At 49.9% G+C, this 18771-nt stretch carries 17 protein-coding genes; 7 read left to right on the top strand and 10 right to left on the bottom strand.

Going from position 1 to position 18771, the window contains the following annotated elements:
• The first annotated feature begins 138 nt into the window (after window positions 1-138).
• On the top strand, window positions 139-1221 hold the full coding sequence (locus ACZ5AM_RS00145) for a glycosyltransferase family 2 protein (protein WP_464914997.1): 1083 nt from the start codon (window positions 139-141) through the stop codon (window positions 1219-1221).
• 43 nt (window positions 1222-1264) lie between these two features.
• Here ACZ5AM_RS00145 and ACZ5AM_RS00150 read toward each other — a convergent pair whose 3' ends face one another.
• The 10 genes from ACZ5AM_RS00150 to ACZ5AM_RS00195 are packed head-to-tail and all read right to left on the bottom strand — an operon-like array spanning window position 1265 to window position 13006.
• Window positions 1265-3364 carry a DUF2206 domain-containing protein gene (locus ACZ5AM_RS00150; protein ID WP_464916174.1) on the bottom strand — a complete coding sequence of 700 codons (2100 nt, stop codon included), beginning with the start codon at window positions 3362-3364 and terminating at the stop codon, window positions 1265-1267.
• Window positions 3351-4490 carry a glycosyltransferase family 4 protein gene (locus ACZ5AM_RS00155; RefSeq protein WP_464914998.1) on the bottom strand — a complete coding sequence of 380 codons (1140 nt, stop codon included), beginning with the start codon at window positions 4488-4490 and terminating at the stop codon, window positions 3351-3353. The genes ACZ5AM_RS00150 and ACZ5AM_RS00155 overlap by 14 nt, the downstream gene beginning before the upstream one ends.
• On the bottom strand, window positions 4487-5395 hold the full coding sequence (locus ACZ5AM_RS00160) for a glycosyltransferase family 2 protein (protein WP_464914999.1): 909 nt from the start codon (window positions 5393-5395) through the stop codon (window positions 4487-4489). The genes ACZ5AM_RS00155 and ACZ5AM_RS00160 overlap by 4 nt, the downstream gene beginning before the upstream one ends.
• Window positions 5385-6569 carry a DUF1972 domain-containing protein gene (locus ACZ5AM_RS00165; protein WP_464915000.1) on the bottom strand — a complete coding sequence of 395 codons (1185 nt, stop codon included), beginning with the start codon at window positions 6567-6569 and terminating at the stop codon, window positions 5385-5387. The genes ACZ5AM_RS00160 and ACZ5AM_RS00165 overlap by 11 nt, the downstream gene beginning before the upstream one ends.
• Window positions 6569-7441, bottom strand: coding sequence for a glycosyltransferase family 2 protein (locus ACZ5AM_RS00170; RefSeq protein WP_464915001.1), 873 nt, complete (start codon window positions 7439-7441; stop codon window positions 6569-6571). The genes ACZ5AM_RS00165 and ACZ5AM_RS00170 overlap by 1 nt, the downstream gene beginning before the upstream one ends.
• A 6-nt stretch (window positions 7442-7447) precedes the next feature.
• Complete coding sequence (locus ACZ5AM_RS00175; protein WP_464915002.1) at window positions 7448-8014, bottom strand: hypothetical protein; 567 nt, start codon at window positions 8012-8014, stop codon at window positions 7448-7450.
• Window positions 8015-9307, bottom strand: a complete 1293-nt coding sequence (locus ACZ5AM_RS00180; protein WP_464915003.1) for a DUF58 domain-containing protein — start codon at window positions 9305-9307, stop codon at window positions 8015-8017. It lies immediately after the preceding gene.
• A 3-nt stretch (window positions 9308-9310) separates the two neighbouring features.
• Window positions 9311-10240, bottom strand: coding sequence for an AAA family ATPase (locus ACZ5AM_RS00185; RefSeq protein WP_464915004.1), 930 nt, complete (start codon window positions 10238-10240; stop codon window positions 9311-9313).
• Window positions 10230-11261 carry a DUF4350 domain-containing protein gene (locus tag ACZ5AM_RS00190; RefSeq protein WP_464915005.1) on the bottom strand — a complete coding sequence of 344 codons (1032 nt, stop codon included), beginning with the start codon at window positions 11259-11261 and terminating at the stop codon, window positions 10230-10232. Before ACZ5AM_RS00190 ends, ACZ5AM_RS00185 begins: the two co-directional genes overlap by 11 nt.
• Window positions 11258-13006, bottom strand: a complete 1749-nt coding sequence (locus ACZ5AM_RS00195) for a DUF4129 domain-containing protein (RefSeq protein ID WP_464915006.1) — start codon at window positions 13004-13006, stop codon at window positions 11258-11260. The genes ACZ5AM_RS00190 and ACZ5AM_RS00195 overlap by 4 nt, the downstream gene beginning before the upstream one ends.
• 38 nt (window positions 13007-13044) lie before the next feature.
• Here ACZ5AM_RS00195 and ACZ5AM_RS00200 point away from each other — a divergent pair, with 38 nt between their 5' ends.
• The 6 genes from ACZ5AM_RS00200 to ACZ5AM_RS00225 are packed head-to-tail and all read left to right on the top strand — an operon-like array spanning window position 13045 to window position 18730.
• Entirely contained in the window at window positions 13045-13815 is a 771-nt protein-coding gene (locus tag ACZ5AM_RS00200) for a DUF7982 domain-containing protein (protein ID WP_464915007.1), read from the top strand.
• On the top strand, window positions 13806-14048 hold the full coding sequence (locus ACZ5AM_RS00205; protein WP_464915008.1) for a hypothetical protein: 243 nt from the start codon (window positions 13806-13808) through the stop codon (window positions 14046-14048). The genes ACZ5AM_RS00200 and ACZ5AM_RS00205 overlap by 10 nt, the downstream gene beginning before the upstream one ends.
• A 5-nt stretch (window positions 14049-14053) precedes the next feature.
• Window positions 14054-15076, top strand: coding sequence for a DUF1616 domain-containing protein (locus tag ACZ5AM_RS00210; RefSeq protein WP_464915009.1), 1023 nt, complete (start codon window positions 14054-14056; stop codon window positions 15074-15076).
• Between the two features lie 58 nt (window positions 15077-15134).
• Window positions 15135-17444, top strand: coding sequence for an oligosaccharyl transferase, STT3 subunit (locus tag ACZ5AM_RS00215; RefSeq protein ID WP_464915010.1), 2310 nt, complete (start codon window positions 15135-15137; stop codon window positions 17442-17444).
• A 45-nt stretch (window positions 17445-17489) separates the two neighbouring features.
• On the top strand, window positions 17490-18299 hold the full coding sequence (locus ACZ5AM_RS00220; RefSeq protein ID WP_464915011.1) for an HAD-IIA family hydrolase: 810 nt from the start codon (window positions 17490-17492) through the stop codon (window positions 18297-18299).
• Window positions 18296-18730 (top strand): ferritin family protein, encoded by a 435-nt coding sequence (locus ACZ5AM_RS00225; RefSeq protein WP_464915012.1) that lies wholly within the window; start codon window positions 18296-18298, stop codon window positions 18728-18730. Before ACZ5AM_RS00220 ends, ACZ5AM_RS00225 begins: the two co-directional genes overlap by 4 nt.
• The last annotated feature ends 41 nt before the right edge of the window (window positions 18731-18771 follow it).

Here is an 18771-nt window from a genome sequence, read left to right on the forward strand (position 1 = left end):
CGAGGGCATTAGAACATCCCCTGTCACTCCATCAACTCCAATGATTAGCATTTTTTGCATTCTAACATCACCCGCTTGCTTTTTATGATAAGGATAACCTTTTAAGAATTTATCCTGAGAGATTCAGACGGTGTTATTATGAATTATCCTAGGGTCTCGATAATCATCTTAAATTGGAATGGCTGGAAGGATACAATAGAGTGCTTAGAGTCTCTTTATAGGATAACCTATCCCAACTACGATGTTATTGTAGTGGATAATGGTTCAAAAGACGATTCAGTCCAAAAGATTAAGGAATACGCGGAAGGAGAGATTCAAGTTAGTTCGAAGTTTTTTGAATACAACCCCAACAATAAACCGATCAGAGTTTTTGAGCTTAATGAAGATGACTCAAAGCAAGGAAAATTTAACCGACCGCTCTATGAAAAGGTTGATCCGGATAGAAGGCTGATTTTAATCAAAAACAGAGACAACTATGGTTTTGCTGGTGGGAATAATGTTGGGATAAAATTTGCCTTGAGTGTTTTGAATCCGGAATATGTACTGCTCCTAAACAATGATACAGTAACTGAGAAAAAGTTTCTGTCTGAACTAGTTAAAGGCATCCATAAGAATAAACCAATAGGGATTGCGGGCCCAATAATATTCTTTTATAACTACCCCCAAATAGTACAATTTTCAGGGGCAGTATTATACAAAAGCATATTGCATAAAAGATTGATTAATCTTGCCACAATTTCTCCTGGCATCTCCCTAATAGAAACTGACGAAGTTAATGGAGCAGCGATGCTTATTAAAACCGACACTCTTACCAAACTCGGATTATTGGATGAAGCATACTTCGCATATTGGGAAGAGACGGACTTTTGTTTTAGGGCTAAAAAATATGGAATATCCAAGGCCATAGTTCTATCCTCACGAATATGGCATAAGATAGGTTCCAATGATCCAAAACGTAAAAAAATAAAGCCTCTATCCGCATATTTATTCGGTAGAAACAGAATATACTTTATCAGAAAAAATCTCACGGGGATAAGCAGATGGCTTTCATTCGCTTCAACTGTGTTTTGGACAGTGTTTTATGCGTTTGTATATTTAATACATTACAGAAATGTAGACGCTGCTCTAATGTTTGTTAAAGGAGTATTTGATGGAGCTACAGGGAATCTCTGTAAAAGTAGAAAACTCTCAAAAAATCGAGCCCATTTTAAAAAGGTCTAACTTTCCATTGCAAGAATTAATACATTTGAATAATTTACGTCTGTCATCTGACATACAGATATATCGCAGACATACCAGAATTATATATCCTGAGGTCTAGGTATTTATATATTGCCCAAGACGGATAATAATTCCCCCCACTCAACCTTCCCCCACCGATCAGTAGGGCATTATGCTCAACATTCCATTTTCTAAAGAAAATGTATGCAGTACTCTCATTTATTACTAAATCACTCTTAAACTCATTGCAGGTATACCAATTAAATGCTCCAGACAATACCCAACCGTAAGTATCTCCATAAAGTATTTTAACCTCACTTGTAGCCCAATGTTCTGCTATCCACCTTGCCCCATAAATCTCAGGAATAGTAAACTTGGGCCAATCAGAGTTATGCTGAAAAGCTATAGATGTATCATCATACACATTTGAAGTTATAGATGCAAGAACCCCAGAGTTCAAAACCAAAAAAACAATAAGAAACATTGAAACTAGATAATGTAGATACTCCATGGCTCCCAACTTCTTAATTAGTTCGAAGAACCCTATGAAAACAAACGGAGCCGAAAATAGGAGTGCAATGTGATACACCCTTGTCACTGTTATTGTCCTGGATATCACGGGAACTAGCACAGACATTCCAAGTAATACTGAATTGACTACACCAAACCCCCAGAACATCATTTTTATGTACCCCTTATTTGAATTATTATTTGGATTAACCAACACATCTTTGGTCATTAAGAATAGACCCACTATCATGAACATACCCAGTAATGGATATAGATATTGGGTTAGCTTCACCAGTAGGGGATAATTCATAGATAAAATGTGCTGGGGGGAGGTTGTATAAATTGTATGGTGAAGTACGATACCTACTATCTCTTTTACGAACAACAAGAAGTACCTTGAAGAAATCCTAAAGACTATGCCTTTAGAGGTACTTAGAAACCAAAGAAAAGACAAAGAGAATAAAATCACAATAATATTGTAAATCGACTTGGTATTACGTTTGATAATTGAACTATCGAATACATCAATAATTTTCAATACTATAATAACTGCAATCAATTCGAACATTAGTATATAAAATGTAGAATAATGAGTTAATAACAAGGATATTACAAAAATCAGAGATAGAAGACTGTGATTATTAAATGTCGACAATAATAGAATGCTAAGGAAAAACTCACCTATCATAACCCTCGCCATTTGAGGAATCTCTGCATAAAATGTTATTGAAAATATTACTAGAAGTGCAGAGAATAAAGAAACTTTTTCATTGAACATATCTTTGTACCATTCATAAAAGCCAACCATGCCCAAAGAGAGGAATATAGGATATATCACCTTAAACGGAATTATTGTACGGACATTTAAAATATCACTAAGAAATAATGGAAATAATGTAATACTTAAAGTGGAGTTAAGAGGATCGGAAATATAATTAGGAGCCCACCTCCCAAGTGTCTCAACACTTCTCAAAATAAAGAGTTCATTAAATATATCCCGTCCCCAAAGATAGTTGGAAATTAGAGATGTATGGTACAGCATAGACAAAGACACAGAAAAAACAACTAGAGGATACAAAGAAACCTCAATCTTTTCAAAAATGAGAACAATTACTGCAAATATAACAAGAATCAGAAATATGTACAAAACAAACGCAGTACCGTATTGATTTAATATCATCGTACCAACAACCGAAAGCAAAATGAGTAGGATACTAAATGTGAAACCATTAACTAAAGAGAGGTTAAGCTTATTGAAGAGCACATAATGCCCGTGATCTATCTTATGACTACTCAGCCAGCTAAAGATAAACACAATAAATATGGTGACAGAGAAACCAAGGAGTATGTACCTTTCACTTAGCGGCCTGGCTACACCAATAGCTAACAATAAATAATTTAGAATCAACATGAAAATATACTCCAGGAACACAGTTACACCGACGGCATACAATACAAATCTTACAGGACTCTTAACGTTAACCCCCATGCTGGATAACAACAATGCCCCCGGAACGAGGGTAACATATACAAACAGGATAGGTTTGTATATGAAAGGAAACATGTTAAAAATTCTCAAAAGAAGTCCCCCAATAAATAGCAGTGTTATAAATAACTGGCTACATCTTCCCATTGCGCCCACCAACCTGAAAGTAGATATTCTCATAATCCTTTGCCACTTTATCCCAAGTCCTTATCTTTCTACTAAATGGCCCAATTTTAATATTACTGTTGACAATCTTTAAAACCAATTCTGCAACTTTTTTAGGATCCGGAGGGTATCCAACACCAAAACAACCAGGTTCTCGCAAAAACTCTAGTAGGGCAGTTTCTTTTGCTACTATCACTGGTGTTCCTAAAGCAAGCGCTTCAGCAACAGTGATCCCATAGTTTTCAGCTTTTGATAGATAAAGGAAAACATCTGCTTGTTCTAGTTCTTCCATGAATTCACTATGAGGCATAGCCGGAACAAACTCTATAAAGTCACTAACTCCAAGACCAGTAGCAAGTTCTCGAAGCTTTCTCTCGTATGGTCCACTTCCTATAATCTTAAGTCTCACATTTTGTATTCCCCACTTGTTTATGAGCACATCCAATGTCAGGATTGTATATTGGATGCCCTTACTTTCAAGCAAATATCCCCCATAAAGTAGAGTTATTTGATCTTTTTTGTTTTGTTTCTTTAATGGTTTTGCTCTGATTTTATCAACACCATGAGGGACAACGACAAGTTTATCCTCAGAGATTCCAGGGAACTCCCTTTTGAAAGTCTCCATTTCAAATTTTGACGCTAGAATTATTGAATCAACATTATCAACAAGCCATGCTCCAAGTAGGCGATTATACGGCTTCCAAAAGATTTTACCAAAAAATGTACTGTGGCTATTAACACCGAAATGAGGAGAGAATACAACAGGAACATCAGGGTAATGTTTCTTGAGGAGATAAACAACCCCAAGTGAAAACAATGTGTGATATCCATGAACGTGTACAATATCGGGCATGAATCCTTTTAAAAGAATGTTCAGTTTTAACCATGCTTTTGGACTAAAACCATAGAGGTACTCCCCCATCCGAGATTTGGCTCTAACTATTCGGAATCCCCCTATGATTTCTTCTCCTCTAAGATTAAGGGGATTTGACTGAAAAACCACCACTTCATGACCCATTTGAGAAAGATGCCTAGAGAGCTCTAATATTGTCTTATGAACTCCCCCAGGAGACGTGATCTCAGTGAAATTAGTAAACAGGATTTTCATTTTGTATCCTCCCTATTCGTGAGTATACAATACAATAAACCAAATAGCGAAGATATATACACCGCTAATTCATAAACAACAAAGCCAAGCGCATACTTAAAACCCATGTCCAATGCTTTTCTAAATGCCTCCAAATAGTATTTCCGCCCAAAGGGCGAGAGACTCCAAAAAACCCTCCTGTTACCCCTCTTTTGAAAGGAAGTATTATTCAATACAATCCGCCGCATAGAGCACCCATATCTGAAATTTTTCACGGCTACCTCTCGTAGGGTTCTTGGTTCCCCTATGTGGCGTTCTGTAGAACTTATCACCCCAATTTTATAGGGAGATTCAGCTAATTTTATATAGAAGGCATAATCTTCGCCAGCAAGAGGAACATCCTCATCCATCATTCCCAAACTTATCACTACATCCTTTCGCAGAAACCTTGCTCCAAGTACAGGCTTTGAATACTTTATAGACCCCACAAACTCCGGATGCCTGATATACTCACTTTTTTCAATCTTTCGGATTTTAGACCAAAAACTAATATTATCATCAGGAAGCCAGAATATACAAACACCATCAAATCCTTCATTTTCACATTTGTGAACCGCCTCTCCAATAAGATTCTTATCCAGTATCACGTCGGAATCAACCCGGTACACATACTTCCCACGAGCCTTTAAAATACCAAAGTTAGTTGCATCAGACATTTTAGAACCCGGAAGAACATAGGTTGAAGCTCCCATATCTTTCGCAATCTCAACGGTCCGATCTTTGGATCCTCCATCCACTACTATTATCTCAATATTGCGATATGTTTGGTTTTTAATGGACATAATACACCGACTTATTGTCTTCTCTGAATTGTAAGTTGGTATAATGACCGAAACTAGAGGGGATCTTTTTTTCTTAGAGCTCACTAATAACCCCCCTAAACACCATCTCATATGCCCTTGCAACTTTCTCCCAGTTGTACTGTCTCTTTATCCTTTTAACCTGGGTTTTCTTTATTAAGCTTAAATCAAACTCCCCCCTCTCAAGCATCTCCATTTTGGCTGCTAATTCGTCATTATTTTTAAAGTATATCCCTCCCTCCTGCAGGACTTCTCTGTTGAATGGCACGTCGTAAGCTAATATCGGCCTCTTAAACAGCATTTGTTCAAGCAGGGAGGGGTTTGTCCCCCCGACCTCATAGGCATGGATGTAGGCAAAGCAGTTTTTCCTCAAAACTCCGAGAACCTCTTTATCGTAGATTGGGTCAAGCAGAAGTACATCTTCATTATCTTCTGCCAGCTTAAAAAGGTGCCTGCTGTACGGATCTTTCTCATTGAAGTTCCCAACTATGACAAGCTTCTTTGAGGAGTCCGCCTTTTTGAACCCCTCAATCTCTAAGTGGATGTTGTTCTCGGCAACTATCCTCGCCACGGTGAGGTAGTATTCATTGGGCTCAAGTCCAAACCTTCCAAGGATTTCGGCTTCCTCCCTCTGTGAGAGCTTCGATGGAACAAGCTCTCTCGCACCGTAGGCAATGTAAACAACCCTCCTAGGCTTATGCCTCTTCATTAGGTGTTCTTTAATCCCCATGGAGTCTGCAACAACCACATCCGGAAGCTTACATGAGAGGTACTCCATGAGGTACATGTAGATCATCGTAACTAAATATACCGGAAAAAGGTGGAATGGCACGAACCGGCTCCTCTTTATCAACCTGCGCCACTCGATCCCGTCAGGGTTTATAATGATCTTCTTTTTTGCCAGTCTCCCTATTATCGCCGCGAGTGCCCCATCTGGGGATACGTAGTAAAGAACGTCAACGTCGTTTGAATGTTTTGAAAGAAAATACACTGTAGCAATAACATCATTTATTGAAGGTATCGTGATGCTTTTTCCCTGAAACGATGGGATGTTAACTAGGGATATCCCTATATATTCATTCTCAGAGAACTTATCCGACTCACATGTAACATACACCCTAAATCCATCCTTAATCAATCGTTTGGAGAGCTCTTCAACAAATGTCTCAGTGCCACCGTACTTTCCAGGAATGCCCCTGGAACCTATCAGTGCAACCCTCAAACTTATTCGATTCCTCATCACTCCCTCACCATCTTTGCCAAAACGTTGAGCATCAGCCCTGAGACAAAAAACTGTATCCCAATAATGGCGAATACCCCCGCCCCAACGGTTTGGGTCAAAAACACGTGACCAGTTTTCTGATACGGCTTCAGCCCCATGTACCCCAGGACAGCGGCGGCCGTAAAGGACAGCAGACTGAGGATGCCGAAGAAGAGCATAGGTCGTTTATATCCGATGAGGCTCAGAACTTCCCACAGGACGCTGAGGCCGTGGCTCAGCGGGTTCTTCTTGTGCCTGTTCGGGACGTCGTAGCGGACGCTTATCGGGACCTCCACAATACGAAGGCCCTTCTCCTTAGCTTGCACCACCATGTCGGTCTCAACCGAGTAGCCCTCGCTGTTTAGGTTCAGCTTTCCAAGGGCTTTCCCAGAGATGGCCCTGAAGCCGCTCTGGGAGTCAACCTCGGTCTCCGCGGCCAGTTTCGTCCCCTTGTTGAGGATCCAGAGGCCAAGGCGACGGTACAGGGGAACGCGTTTCTTGGAGCCTCCGAGGTACCTCGAACCGATAACGAGATCCGCCTCCCCGCCGATCAGAGGCTTCAGAAGGCGCGGGATCTCATCGGGGTTGTGTTGCCCATCGGCATCGATCGTGACCACCACATCGTACTCCTTTGATAGCGCGTACTCAAAACCGGTTTTTAGGGCCCTCCCCTTGCCCATGTTGCTCTCGTGCCTTATGACCAATGCTCCGGCCTCCCTGGCAATCTCCGACGTTCTGTCAGAGGAGCCATCATCAACAACCAAAACGTCCCCGTACTTTTTGGATAGCGCTACCACCGATCCAATGGTAAGTTCCTCGTTGTACGCTGGAATGATGATCAGCACTCTCACCGTGGTTCACCGCTGTTCCTTTTCCATACCTAAATTGAAGACCTTCACTTTTTTAACGTTTACTCTTGTAAGACCGTAGGCCATGACGAACACGGCAAAGGCCGATATCATACCGGCCTGAAGAGAGGAGCCACCCCTGATGTTCAGGTTTCCCTCGAAGAGGATGAGGACGACAGGAAGGAAGAGAGCGATGGAGAGTGCAACGTAGTCCAGTCTGAGCTTCGTGAGCAGGTACACGACGGCCCCGGCAACGAGGAGCTCAGGGAAGAGAGCACCTCCAAGGACGATAAGGGAGAGAACGGCCTCAATCCCCTCAACCTTTTTACTGCGCTTCAGAACGTCCTCGAGGAGAAGAACCACTGACAGGGCTACCGCTAAAGACTCGACGGCCGGGATGTAAAAGTACACGGTCTCTATTGGAACCGAGTTGGCCAGGTAAAGAACATAAACCGAGAACCCCAAAAGCCCCAAGTCCCTGTCCCTGAGGGATAAAAGCCACGCACCCACACCCAGCAGGGGGACGTAGCTCCTTAGATAAAGAGCAAGTGCTATTGAGGCCACGACACCTATCATTCACACCACCTTCGCTATCTCCCTGATGTAGTCGCTGGGGCCGAGATCTATGGTCGGAGCCAAGAGGTTGAAGCGTTTTATCAAAGCTTCTCTCTCCTCGTAAGCCCGATATAGTCTCTTCAGTGACTCTCGGTCGAGCTTCCTGGAGTAGAAGAGCACCGGGTTTGGGGACAGTATGAGGACGCGGTGCCTTTTGAGGGCCAGAGACACGGCTCTATAGACCTCCCCCGGGTTGCTGAGGTCGGTCACGAGGATTATGAAGGAGGGGTTTTTGAGTAAAGTTAATGCCTCAAAGAGGCCCTTGAGGCCCCTCCTGCCCTTCCTCAGAGGGATCACCTTACCGAGGAATGCCTTAGCTTTCTCGCTCAGGGAGGTCTCGAAGGAGAACCTCAAACTGGCCTCTCCTGCCTCCCCCCTGAGGCCGAGCCTGCGCCTTATGGCCTCAAGCTGAACTCCACCCCTGCCGGGGTTCAGTATGTCGGCGCTCAGCTCATCGTAGACGACTAGACCAACGCGGTACTTTTTTATCAGGGCAGAAGCCACCTGAACCACTAGAACCGATGCGTAGTCTATCTTGGCCCGCTTTATCCCCTTCCGCATCTCCCGCGTGTTGTCCAGGAAGATGTAGACGTCGGCGTTCTCCTCCTTCAAGAACTCGCGCACTATGAGCTCGCCCAGCCTGGCGGTTGCCTTCCAGTCGATCCTCTTGAAGTCATCACCGTACTGGTACTCCCTGAGATCCCTTATCTCGAGGCTCTCCGCCCCGAATAGCTTACCCGCCCGGTAGAATTCAGCGAGGCGTAGATTGCGGTCTATTTTAGCGGCTTCCTTTATGGCATCAACCGAAGGGTACACCGAGACGCGGACGGGAGGGAGAGAGAAGAACTCCCAGTAGAGGCCCCTCTCGTCCTCAGCAATTAGACCCAGGGAATCGAGCTTGAACTCACCCTTCCTGAGCGGCCTGATCCCGAAGGAACCCTCCCACGAGGAGCCCGACGGAACAAGTACCTTATCCGGGAGATCGACTTCAAAGGCGTCGCTCTCGAGAACCAAGCTTACCCTAACGGCGGAACCTTCGTTGCTGACCCTGAGCTTTCCGCTGTACCACTTCCCCTCCTCCATGCTCTCAGGAATCTCAATGGAAGCCTCAAGGGAAAGCGACACGCTCCTCCGCAGAGAGGCCGCGTAAAGGGAGAGGAACAGCGCCATCACCGCAGGAAGAACGTTCTCCGCCAGATAGCCCTCGAGCATCAGTATTAGGGCCGTGAGCAGTATGACCTCCTCCCTGTCCATCGCTCACACCGGAACCTCGGTGTTTCTTACGATGTCCTCTATGACGGCGCGGGGCTTGAGGCCCTCGACCTCGTACTCCGTCCTCAGGATGATCCTGTGGAGCAGGACCGGAACCGCGACCTTTTTGACGTCGTCGGGTATTACGTAGTCCCTCCCCTCAAGGAAAGCGGCCGCCTTGGACGCGTACAGTAGGTGCTCGCCCGCCCTGGGAGAGGCCCCAAGAAGTACCCTTTCGTCCCTGCGCGTGGCGGAGATTATGGCGTAGATGTACTCTATTATCCCGTCGCTTGCCCTAACGGTCATGGCTTCCCTCATCAGTCCCAGGAGCTCCTCCCTGCTGACTATGGGGTTCACCTCGGAGAAATCGCTGAGGCTCTTCCGCTTTAATAGGCTGAGCTCCTCCTCCTTGCTGGGATAGCCCATCTCAACCTTCAGCATGAACCTGTCGAGCTGGGCCTCGGGGAGGGCGTAAACCCCTTCATGCTCGAGGGGGTTCATCGTGGCTATCACTAGGAAGGGACGGGGGAGCTGGAGCGTGTTGCCCTCTATCGTGACCTGCCTCTCCTGCATCGCCTCGAGCAAAGCCGACTGGGTCTTGGGCTGGGCCCTGTTGAGTTCGTCAGCTAAGACAACGTTGGCGAAGATCGGGCCCTTCTTGATCCTCCACTCGCCGTTCTTCTGGTCGTAGTACATAACCCCGATTATATCGGCCGGAAGGAGATCCGGTGTCAGCTGTATCCTCGAGAAGCTCAGGCTTATGGCACTGGAGAATGCCTTGGCCACGGTCGTTTTGGCCACGCCGGGTATGCCCTCCAGCATGACGTGGCCCTCTGAGAGGAGGGCTATCGTGAGGAGCTCGATTATATCCTCCCTGCCAACGACCGCCTTGGATATCTCCCGCTTAAGCTCCCGCATGAAGGATCTACCGTCCATCAGCACCACCCAGCTTTTTCAGTTTCGAACCAGTTTCAATCTCGCGTATCATCTTTTTTAACCTATCCTCGTCAAACCCCTCCTCAACCAGCGCCTTAAGGGCCTCATCAACCCCCTCCTCTTCCCCGGGGAAGAGCCTCCCCAGGAGCGAGAAGAGCCATACGAGCGTTTTTGAGACCAGCCCCGACTCCGCGATGAATATTATAAGGGCCATGAAGAGGGCGTAGTAAAAGGCCAGCTTCCTGTTCACGGCCCTCCTCAGCACGACGGTGCCGCTGGAGTATACGTTGAGGTCGGCGTGGTGGGCCTCGTCGACGTAGAAGTTCCTGCCGGGGAGGTGCATGATGAGGTTCTGGAGAAACGGGGCGTTTTTCTTGAAGAAGGAGTTTGTGAAGATGTCAGGATCTGAGACGAGAACAACGCGGCCCTTACCGTAGGGAACCTCGTCCACAACCGGAAACGCACCGTACTTCCCGCCCAGCACGGAGGCGTTGCTCGTGTAGAGCAGCGGATTGCGGGCGTGCAGTATCGCGTGGGGTTCGTGGAGCACCACCCAGCTCACGCCCGACATCAGGGCCGGCTCGGTGATCTCCCTAGTTACGGGATGCTCGGAATCGTCAAGGTACGTCACGCTGATGACTTTGTCCCTTGAAAATCTCTGGGGCAGCTTCAGCGCCGACAAAAGCCGGTTCCCGATTTTGGAGTCATCGGCCAGGATGAGGGTGCCGCCTTTCCTGAGGAAGGCCTTCAGCTGATCGACCTCAGAATCAGAGAAATCGAGCGTCGGGCCTATGACGACCAGGGTCCCGTTGACGCTCTTCAGCGAGAAGGAATCGTACGGGGTCAGTATGGGCTCGACGCTCCCCGTCTTGTAGAGGAGGTACCCGAAACTGGAGGTGCCGGAGGGCCCCGTGTTGAGGACGCTGTAGGGGGCGTTGCTTTTGAAGGCCGGGACTGTGACGGGCATCACCGCGAGGAAGATGCCGATGATGGCCAGTATGACGTAAACGTAGCGCCTCATGAGTCATCCCCCACAAGAGCGGAGACGACTATCGCGGAGGCCTTTCTCAGAAGACCCTTGACGTCCAGGGATCCAAGCCTCTCACCAGCGTAGAGAACTCTCTCGTGAAGCCGCGTCAGCTCCGCCAGGTCGCTTACATAACCCCCCCTGACCCTTTTAAGAAGCTCCCTCGGGGTCGTTGAGGGGGGCAGGAAGAGAAGCCTCCTGAAAAAGCGGTAGAGGAAGCGGTATATGCTCACAACGTCCGGGGAGATGCCGCTCTCCCGTTCCTCTCCCCGTTTGGTTTCAATTGCCGGAGCTTCATCTACGGCAGCCCTTCTGCGCTTCTTTAGGGCCCGGTACAGGAGGCCCGCCAGAACCAGGGCAAGGGCCACCGCTAGAATACGGAGAGTGTAGTTTATTGGAACGGCGGTTATCACCAAAACGTTTGAAGTAGCCGGGGCCAGGACGTCGTTTCCCGGAAAAACGGCGTATATCCTGTGGGTTCCCCTGTCGAGGCTCAGCTCAATCGAGAATTCGCCCTCGACGTTCAACCGCTCGTAGGTAGAGTTATCGACGTAAACGATTATCTGTATTGGGACAGCAGGGCTCACGGTGCCCTTTATCCTTATTCTCTCCCCCACCCCAACCGTGGAGCGCCCGTAGGAGAGTAGTATAACGGGGGAGGTCTTACCGGGGGAGAGAGGCATAGTGGTGTAAGACGGGGCGTAGAGTTCGCTTCCGTTGAACAGGAGGATCGCGTTCACCGGGGACTCCAGGGGGAAGCTCAGGCTGAAAAAGCCCCTCCCATTGGTTCTCACGGAGTACTGTCCCCTGGCCAGGATGGAAACGACGGCGTTGGGGACACCCCTGCCCCTCCAGTCAAGGAGGTACCCGGACACTGTGACGTTCTCACCCCTCCTCTCAGAGGCAACTATCTCCGTTGGAACCCTCAAAACGCTGACAGTGAGCCTGTTTGAGAAGAAAGTTCCGCTGGAGTTCCTGCCGGCGGCGTAGATAACGTGCTCCCCCGTGGAGTTGAAAGCTATGACAAACGAAAAGCTATCGTTCTCCACGGGAACTGTGAGAACGGTATCGTTGTCAAGAAAGACCCTCACACTGCTCATATTCTGGGCCCAGCCGAAGACCGTGACGTTCTCAAAGGCGTAAACGGGATTTTTTGACACGTCGATTACGAAGCCCCCCGGGGCGCCAAGGGAGAAGAGCATGTTCTTGTACCTAGTTACCACCTGGGAGACGCCGTTCAGAGCCGAGGAAACGTTGGTGAGGTCAAACTTGATCTCCTCCCCGTCCTTTCCAACGAAGGAGGCCTTTGATATCCTGGAGAGGGATTCCTCCACCACGGAGAGACCTTCCTCCATCTCAAGAACCGCGGACTTCCCGAGGAGGTAGTTGTTGAGTTTAAGTGCCCTCCGGAAGGATTCATCCCCAGAGTACAGAAGGTTTATCCCGTATCCAAGAGTCCTGAAGGCGGAGGATAGGGCGATCAGGTTCTCGTCTGAGGAGTAGATGAGAAGCGTCCGGTAGGTAACGTTCGTGACGTTCCAGAACTCCACGGCTTGGCTTACGTTGTAGTCCTGGGCAGCCAGGGAGTCTAAGAGGGAGGAGGCGTGTGAGAGCAACCCACTGAAATAGAGGTAGGTTCCGTAGTCGCCTGCACCTTCCCCGGAATAGGGCTGAGCGGCGGAAGGGGGGACGGAAAGACCTATCATCAGCAGGACAACAAAAACACATATCCGCTTCATTTCCAGGAGACTAAGAGGGGAAACCTTTTATAAGGTTAGTGGCCGGAATTAGACCGATAAAGATGGAGGGTAAGAACGTAGCGGGTGGAATACTGGTTGGAATAGGGGTTTTCCTCTCGTCCTACGGCTTTCTTAGGGGCATACACCAGTGGGTGAACCTCGGAATAGCCGCGATCTTCCTTGGAATAGTGGTCTTCACATTCAAGTCCTCGATGTACGTGAAGAGAGAAGCGCTAAAGGGGATCTGGGACTCCTACCGGAGCGTGCTCTCGGCGTTTTCAGACAACCTCTACCTTGAGGGGAAGGCCATCTACATACCCCCCTACGGGAACCTTCCCCAGGGGGGCGTTTTCGTGCCCCTCCACGAGGACTTCGACCTCGATCTGGCGAGGCTGGACGAGAAAACGGTCTTCCTAACGGACGTCCCGAGCGAGAGGCAGATGGGGCTCTTCCTCGGTCCATTCGGTTGGGAGCTGGTTGAGAAGTACGAGGAGCACTTCGAGACCCCTCTGGAAGGCACTGGGAGTCAGACAGTTGAGAGTGTGGCCGGCTCGGTTCTCAGGGCAATGGGGCTGGCAAGGAGGGTGTACATAGAGGAGGAAGAGGAGTCGTTCAGGGTGGTTATAGATCCGGAGTTGAAGTGCGTTCCAGAGAACTGCGAGAGGATTCCCTGCCCGATATGCTCGTCGGTACTCCTCTCGCTGGCTAGGGCAACGGGCGAGCTTATTCAGGCGGAGACGTTCGAGAGGAAGGACTACGGCATCGAGATACGGGCCAGGAAGCTCGGGGGAGTGGAGAGATGGATGTAGAGGACTACATCCTCCTCTTTCTGACGGTGTGGATGACGGGATCTGCCCTCGCAGTCGATAGTTTGGACGTTTTTCTGACCCTGATCCTGATAGGCCTCCTGATAACGGTGGAGGTAGGGGGCCTGTTCATGAGCAGAAAGCAGAAGGAGAACCTGAGGCCGCTCATAGAGCTCCTGCTAGTCGTGTTCACCATCATCGTGCTTAAGAAGGTCTACGATGTGCTCGCGAGGTGAGTCGTGTGGGGAAAGAAAAGGGGCCGGTGGGGCCGTGGAGGTACTGGGATCTGGTCGTCATAATAGCCCTCTCGCTACTCCTCGACCTTCTCATAGCGTTCTTCCCCGATAGTCTACTGAGGAAGGCCCTTGGCCTGGCCTTCGTCCTCTTCTTCCCGGGATACGTCTTCATAGCCGCCCTCTTCCCCGAGCGAAAGGATCTCGACAACCTTGAGAGGCTGGCTTTGAGCTTCGGTCTGAGCATAGCTATCGTCCCCCTCATAGGCCTCGCCCTGAACTACACCCCCTGGGGCATAAGGCTAACGCCAATACTCGTCAGCCTGACTGCGTTCAACGTGCTCTTCGCTCTCATCTCCATCTACAGGAGAAGAAACGCGATAGAGCCGTGGATCCCGTGGACAACTCTCGAAGACATAAAGAGGGAGCTCGAGTGGGAGAACGCGAGTAAGCTTGACAAAGCCCTCACGGTTGTGCTCATAGTGGCGATAATAGCCTCTGTGGCGACACTCGGCTACGTGGTGACCCATCCCAAGCAGGGGGAGAGGTTCACCGAGTTCTACATCCTCGGGCCTAACGGAAAGGCCGCCGACTACCCGACGGAGCTCTTTGCCGGCGAGAACGGTACCGTCATAATCGGCATAGTAAACCACGAGGGGAGGAACGTAACCTACTACGTTCAGATATGGCTCGTCAACCTGACCTGGGACAACAGGACGAACACCACCATCGTCTACGACATGTACCCCATGCCCGGCTGGTTCAACGTAACGCTGTCCCACGTGCCGGTCAACATCGAGGGCAACTGGACGCCGCAGTTCGAGAGGAACTACACCTTCAGCATAGACAAACCGGGAAGGTGGCAGGTCTGGTTCCTCCTCTTCAAGGACGAACCGCCCGAACTCCCGCAGGCCCCTCCAGACGGGAACTACGCCGAAACAGAGGCGAAGAACCTGATACTCGAAGCCATTAACGGAACAATTCAAAGCCTCAAGCTGAACGTTGAGGTTCGGGAAGTCGGGAAAGTTTAATAGAACCGGAAACAAAAAACGAAATAGTTCTGAATAAACGAAACCGGGGGTTATATGGATGAAGAAAAAAATCGACCTCTTTGACCCCAAGGTGGCGCTCCCGATAGTACTCACAATGGCAACCCTCATACGACTCCTTCCCGCCAGGTTCAGGTACCTCCTGGGCGTGGATCCGTACTTTCACCTTGCGTACATAGAGGAGGCCCTGAAAGCCGGCAAATGGTTCGATTTCTTCACAATTGCATGGGGACCGGGGGGGATGCATATCCGGGGGGTACAACCTTTGGGATTCTACAAAATGCCCGTCTACGTCCATAGGGTGCTCGGCATCTTCGGAGTCTCGTTATACGACTCCTTCCGAGTAACTCCCATAATCTTCGGGATCGCCACGATAGCGTTCTTTTACGTGACCGTGCTTAAGCTCTACGGAAGGGAAGAGGCACTAATGGCCTCGCTGTTTCTGGCCACAAGCTTCGGACACGCCTTCAGGTCGATGGCGAACTACTACAGGGGGGACAACTACGCCCTCTTCTGGTACGGCTTAGCTATACTTGGAATAGCCTACGCAATCCGTTTGAGGTCGAGGATAGGCAAAGCCAGTTTTGCACTGTACCTAATACCCGTGCTTGCCGGTGGGCTCGCCAGCATATTTTGGAAAGCGTACTACCCGGTCCTTGTGTTCCTGCTGGCCAACGGGGTGCTGCTGTCAGTGGGCGCGTTCCTGTTGGGCAAGGATAAGTACATTATCGATGGATTGGCGATCGTCCTTTCTTCGGGAATCGGGGCCCTGCTGGCGAACTACCTCGGTAAGGATTTTGGGTACGGGATGTTCGGGTACAAAGGTGGAGTAGGCATAAACCTCGCGAAAAAGCTTTCCCTGGGGTTTGGAAGCCTGAAAGACGCCTACCTGATAGTCCACATCAAATACCTGCTCCCGCTCGCGGTCGTCGGAATAATAGCCCTCATCGCGCTTTCTTACGCAATAAAAGACATGAAGCTGAGGGCCATCGCAATCTCGGTCTTCCTGGCGGCTTCGGCCCTGATCCTGTTCCTGAGGTTCCCCGCAGTCAAAGACCTCTCCTCAGGCTTCGGAGTCGTCAGGAGCAACCCCCTGATAGTCGAGACACTTCCCTCCGGGTTCCATGATCTCTGGAGATCCTACGGCCTCGCCGTGCTGCTGAGCCCCCCCTTCTTCATCAGATTCCTCCCCAGGAAGGCCAGACCCCACGACTTCATGTTCCTAGGTTTAATACTGCCAAGCCTGTACATGCTGAAAACGTGGACTAGGTTCTTGTTCCTGGGTTCAATGGCGGTGGCGCTGATGGGGGGCGTAGGGCTCGTGGAGCTTTACAGGGTGCTTCCGAAGTGGGGCCTCAAGAAGAACGCCGCGGTTGTGCTCCTTCTCTTTCTCATCGTGCCGGGAATAAACGCGTACGTTGGGGCCAAGAACACGTGGGATCAGAGGCCCATGGTCAACGACCACTGGGAGAAGGCATTGAGGTGGCTGGGCAACAGCTCAAACGAAAACGACGTGATAATGGCGTGGTGGGACCGCGGGCACTGGGTAACGTACTTCTCTAGGCGCGCACCGGTGGCGCAGGGTGGGCCAAACGGTGCGGTAGCCAGATACTACTTGGGGAAGCTTGACGCAAACTGGGCGGAGAGGCTGGGCGTCGATTACGTTGTAGTCTCTTACTACGACCTCATGGAGTTCGGCTCGGTAGTCGAAACTGCAAACGTAAAGGGGAACTACGGAATGGTCGTCCTACCCCTCGTCTCCTCCGGAAAGGATCTGGTCTTCCAGGGCAGCTACGGAGGTTTAAGTTACCGGGTCGTCACGAAGAAAGGGGGAAACTGGGACACGACAATTTATTACCAGGGGCAGGCATTCCCGCCAAGGGGGATCTACATCGAATACGGGAACGAGACCATAAAACCAGAGGTGCCGAATCCAATCTCAAACGCCTACGTCTACATAAACCTAAACTACGGCTACGCGGTCCTCATGAACGAGGAAACGCTGAACACAACCATGATGAGGCTGTGGATCGACCCAAAACCTCCTTACAAACTGGTCTACTCCGACGGGGGGATGGTGAAGATATTCCGGCTCGAACACCCCAACGTGGCTGTTGTGAGGGAAGGTGAAAACATAACACTCCGCTTTGAGAACGCAACCGGAACCTCAATCCTAATCGAAGGTTTCCTTGACAACGGAACCAGGGTGTTCAAGAAGTGGTACAGCGTTAGGGGTAAAAAGGAGTTTGCGATCCCCGCAGAGGTTCAGGGAGTAGTGATAAGATACGCCTACTACCAGAACAAGAAGGTGCTGGACAGGGGGTTATTCCGGAGGGACTTTGAACCGTAGGGTCTTAAAACCGGCAGGTGGCAGTCATCCAAAGCGGTGATCGGTATGATAGGCCTCATCTTCGACATGGACGGTGTGCTCTACCGCGGAGACAAACCGGTGGAAGGCGCGAGGGAGCTGATAAAGTTCCTGAAGGAGAGGGGAATCCACTTCATCTTTCTCACCAACAACTCCACCAGGGATCCCTCAATGTACCGCGAGAAGCTCCACTCGATGGGCATTGACGTTTCTGAGGAGCGAATCGTCACCTCTGGCCTCGCGACGAGGATCTACATGGAGAAGCACTTCGAACCCGGGAAGGTCTTCGTTATCGGCGGAGAGGGCCTGCTGAGGGAAATGGAACGCCTCGGCTGGGGCGTCGTCGGCGTTGAAGAGGCCAGAAACGGCGGGTGGAAGGAGGTCAAATACGTCGTCGTCGGCCTCGACCCGGCTTTAACCTATGAGAAGCTCAAGTACGCGACGCTGGCGATAAGGAACGGGGCGCGCTTTATAGGCACGAACCCGGACACCACTTACCCAGCGGAGGAGGGCCTATACCCCGGCGCGGGAGCGATAATCGCCGCCCTGAGGGCATCAACGGACGTCGAGCCCCTGATAATAGGCAAGCCCCACGAACCGGCCTACGAGGTCGCCAGGGAGAAGCTCGACGGGGTCGATGAGATCTGGATGGTAGGCGACAGGCTGGACACGGACATAGCCTTCGCGAAGCGCTTCGGAATGAAGGCGGTAATGGTCCTGACGGGAGTAAGCAGCCTGGAGGACGTTGAGAGAAGCGGGATAAAGCCCGACCTCGTACTGCCGAGCGTTAAGGAGCTCGTCGAGTACCTCAAAGTCAAGCTGGAGGAGGAAGGATGAACCTTCGGGAGCTGCTGGAGAGGCTGATCTGGCAGGAGAACGAGCTCTACAACCTCCACAAGCTCGGGGAGACCTTCGCGACCTTCGAGAGGCCGGAGCTGGCCGAGGTCTTCCAGCTGATAGCGGAGGAGGAGCTAAGACACAGGAAAACGCTGGAGGACATGCTCTCGGACAAGACATTAGAGGGGACCGCGGTCATAGACTACCTCGACTCCCTCTCCCTCGAACCGATGCTCGGCGATGCTAGGGCCGAGCCGAAGAGCCTTGAGGAGCTGATCCTGGAGGCGCTGATTAGGGAGAAGCACGCGTACGAGCTTTACATGAAGCTGGCCTCGATTCTAAACGGTCCCCTTGCCCACATATTCAAAATGATGGCGGGAGAGGAGCTCAAGCACGCCTACAGGCTCAAGCTGGTCTACGAGGGGCTCTGACATTTGGATAAATTATCCGACATCCCCTTTTTCTACCCGTT

This window comes from Thermococcus fumicolans (assembly GCF_055386755.1).

Excerpts from the sequence above, each read along its gene's own strand:
- ACZ5AM_RS00225 (WP_464915012.1), top strand. The coding sequence starts at position 18,296 with ATGAACCTTCGGGAGCTGCTGGAGAGGCTGATCTGGCAGGAGAACGAG.
- ACZ5AM_RS00190 (WP_464915005.1), bottom strand. The coding sequence starts at position 11,261 with ATGAGGCGCTACGTTTACGTCATACTGGCCATCATCGGCATCTTCCTC.
- ACZ5AM_RS00205 (WP_464915008.1), top strand. The coding sequence starts at position 13,806 with ATGGATGTAGAGGACTACATCCTCCTCTTTCTGACGGTGTGGATGACG.
- ACZ5AM_RS00215 (WP_464915010.1), top strand. The coding sequence starts at position 15,135 with ATGAAGAAAAAAATCGACCTCTTTGACCCCAAGGTGGCGCTCCCGATA.
- ACZ5AM_RS00180 (WP_464915003.1), bottom strand. The coding sequence starts at position 9,307 with ATGGACAGGGAGGAGGTCATACTGCTCACGGCCCTAATACTGATGCTC.
- ACZ5AM_RS00145 (WP_464914997.1), top strand. The coding sequence starts at position 139 with ATGAATTATCCTAGGGTCTCGATAATCATCTTAAATTGGAATGGCTGG.
- ACZ5AM_RS00195 (WP_464915006.1), bottom strand. The coding sequence starts at position 13,006 with ATGAAGCGGATATGTGTTTTTGTTGTCCTGCTGATGATAGGTCTTTCC.
- ACZ5AM_RS00220 (WP_464915011.1), top strand. The coding sequence starts at position 17,490 with ATGATAGGCCTCATCTTCGACATGGACGGTGTGCTCTACCGCGGAGAC.
- ACZ5AM_RS00175 (WP_464915002.1), bottom strand. The coding sequence starts at position 8,014 with ATGATAGGTGTCGTGGCCTCAATAGCACTTGCTCTTTATCTAAGGAGC.
- ACZ5AM_RS00155 (WP_464914998.1), bottom strand. The coding sequence starts at position 4,490 with ATGAAAATCCTGTTTACTAATTTCACTGAGATCACGTCTCCTGGGGGA.
- ACZ5AM_RS00165 (WP_464915000.1), bottom strand. The coding sequence starts at position 6,569 with ATGAGGAATCGAATAAGTTTGAGGGTTGCACTGATAGGTTCCAGGGGC.
- ACZ5AM_RS00185 (WP_464915004.1), bottom strand. The coding sequence starts at position 10,240 with ATGGACGGTAGATCCTTCATGCGGGAGCTTAAGCGGGAGATATCCAAG.
- ACZ5AM_RS00150 (WP_464916174.1), bottom strand. The coding sequence starts at position 3,364 with ATGGGAAGATGTAGCCAGTTATTTATAACACTGCTATTTATTGGGGGA.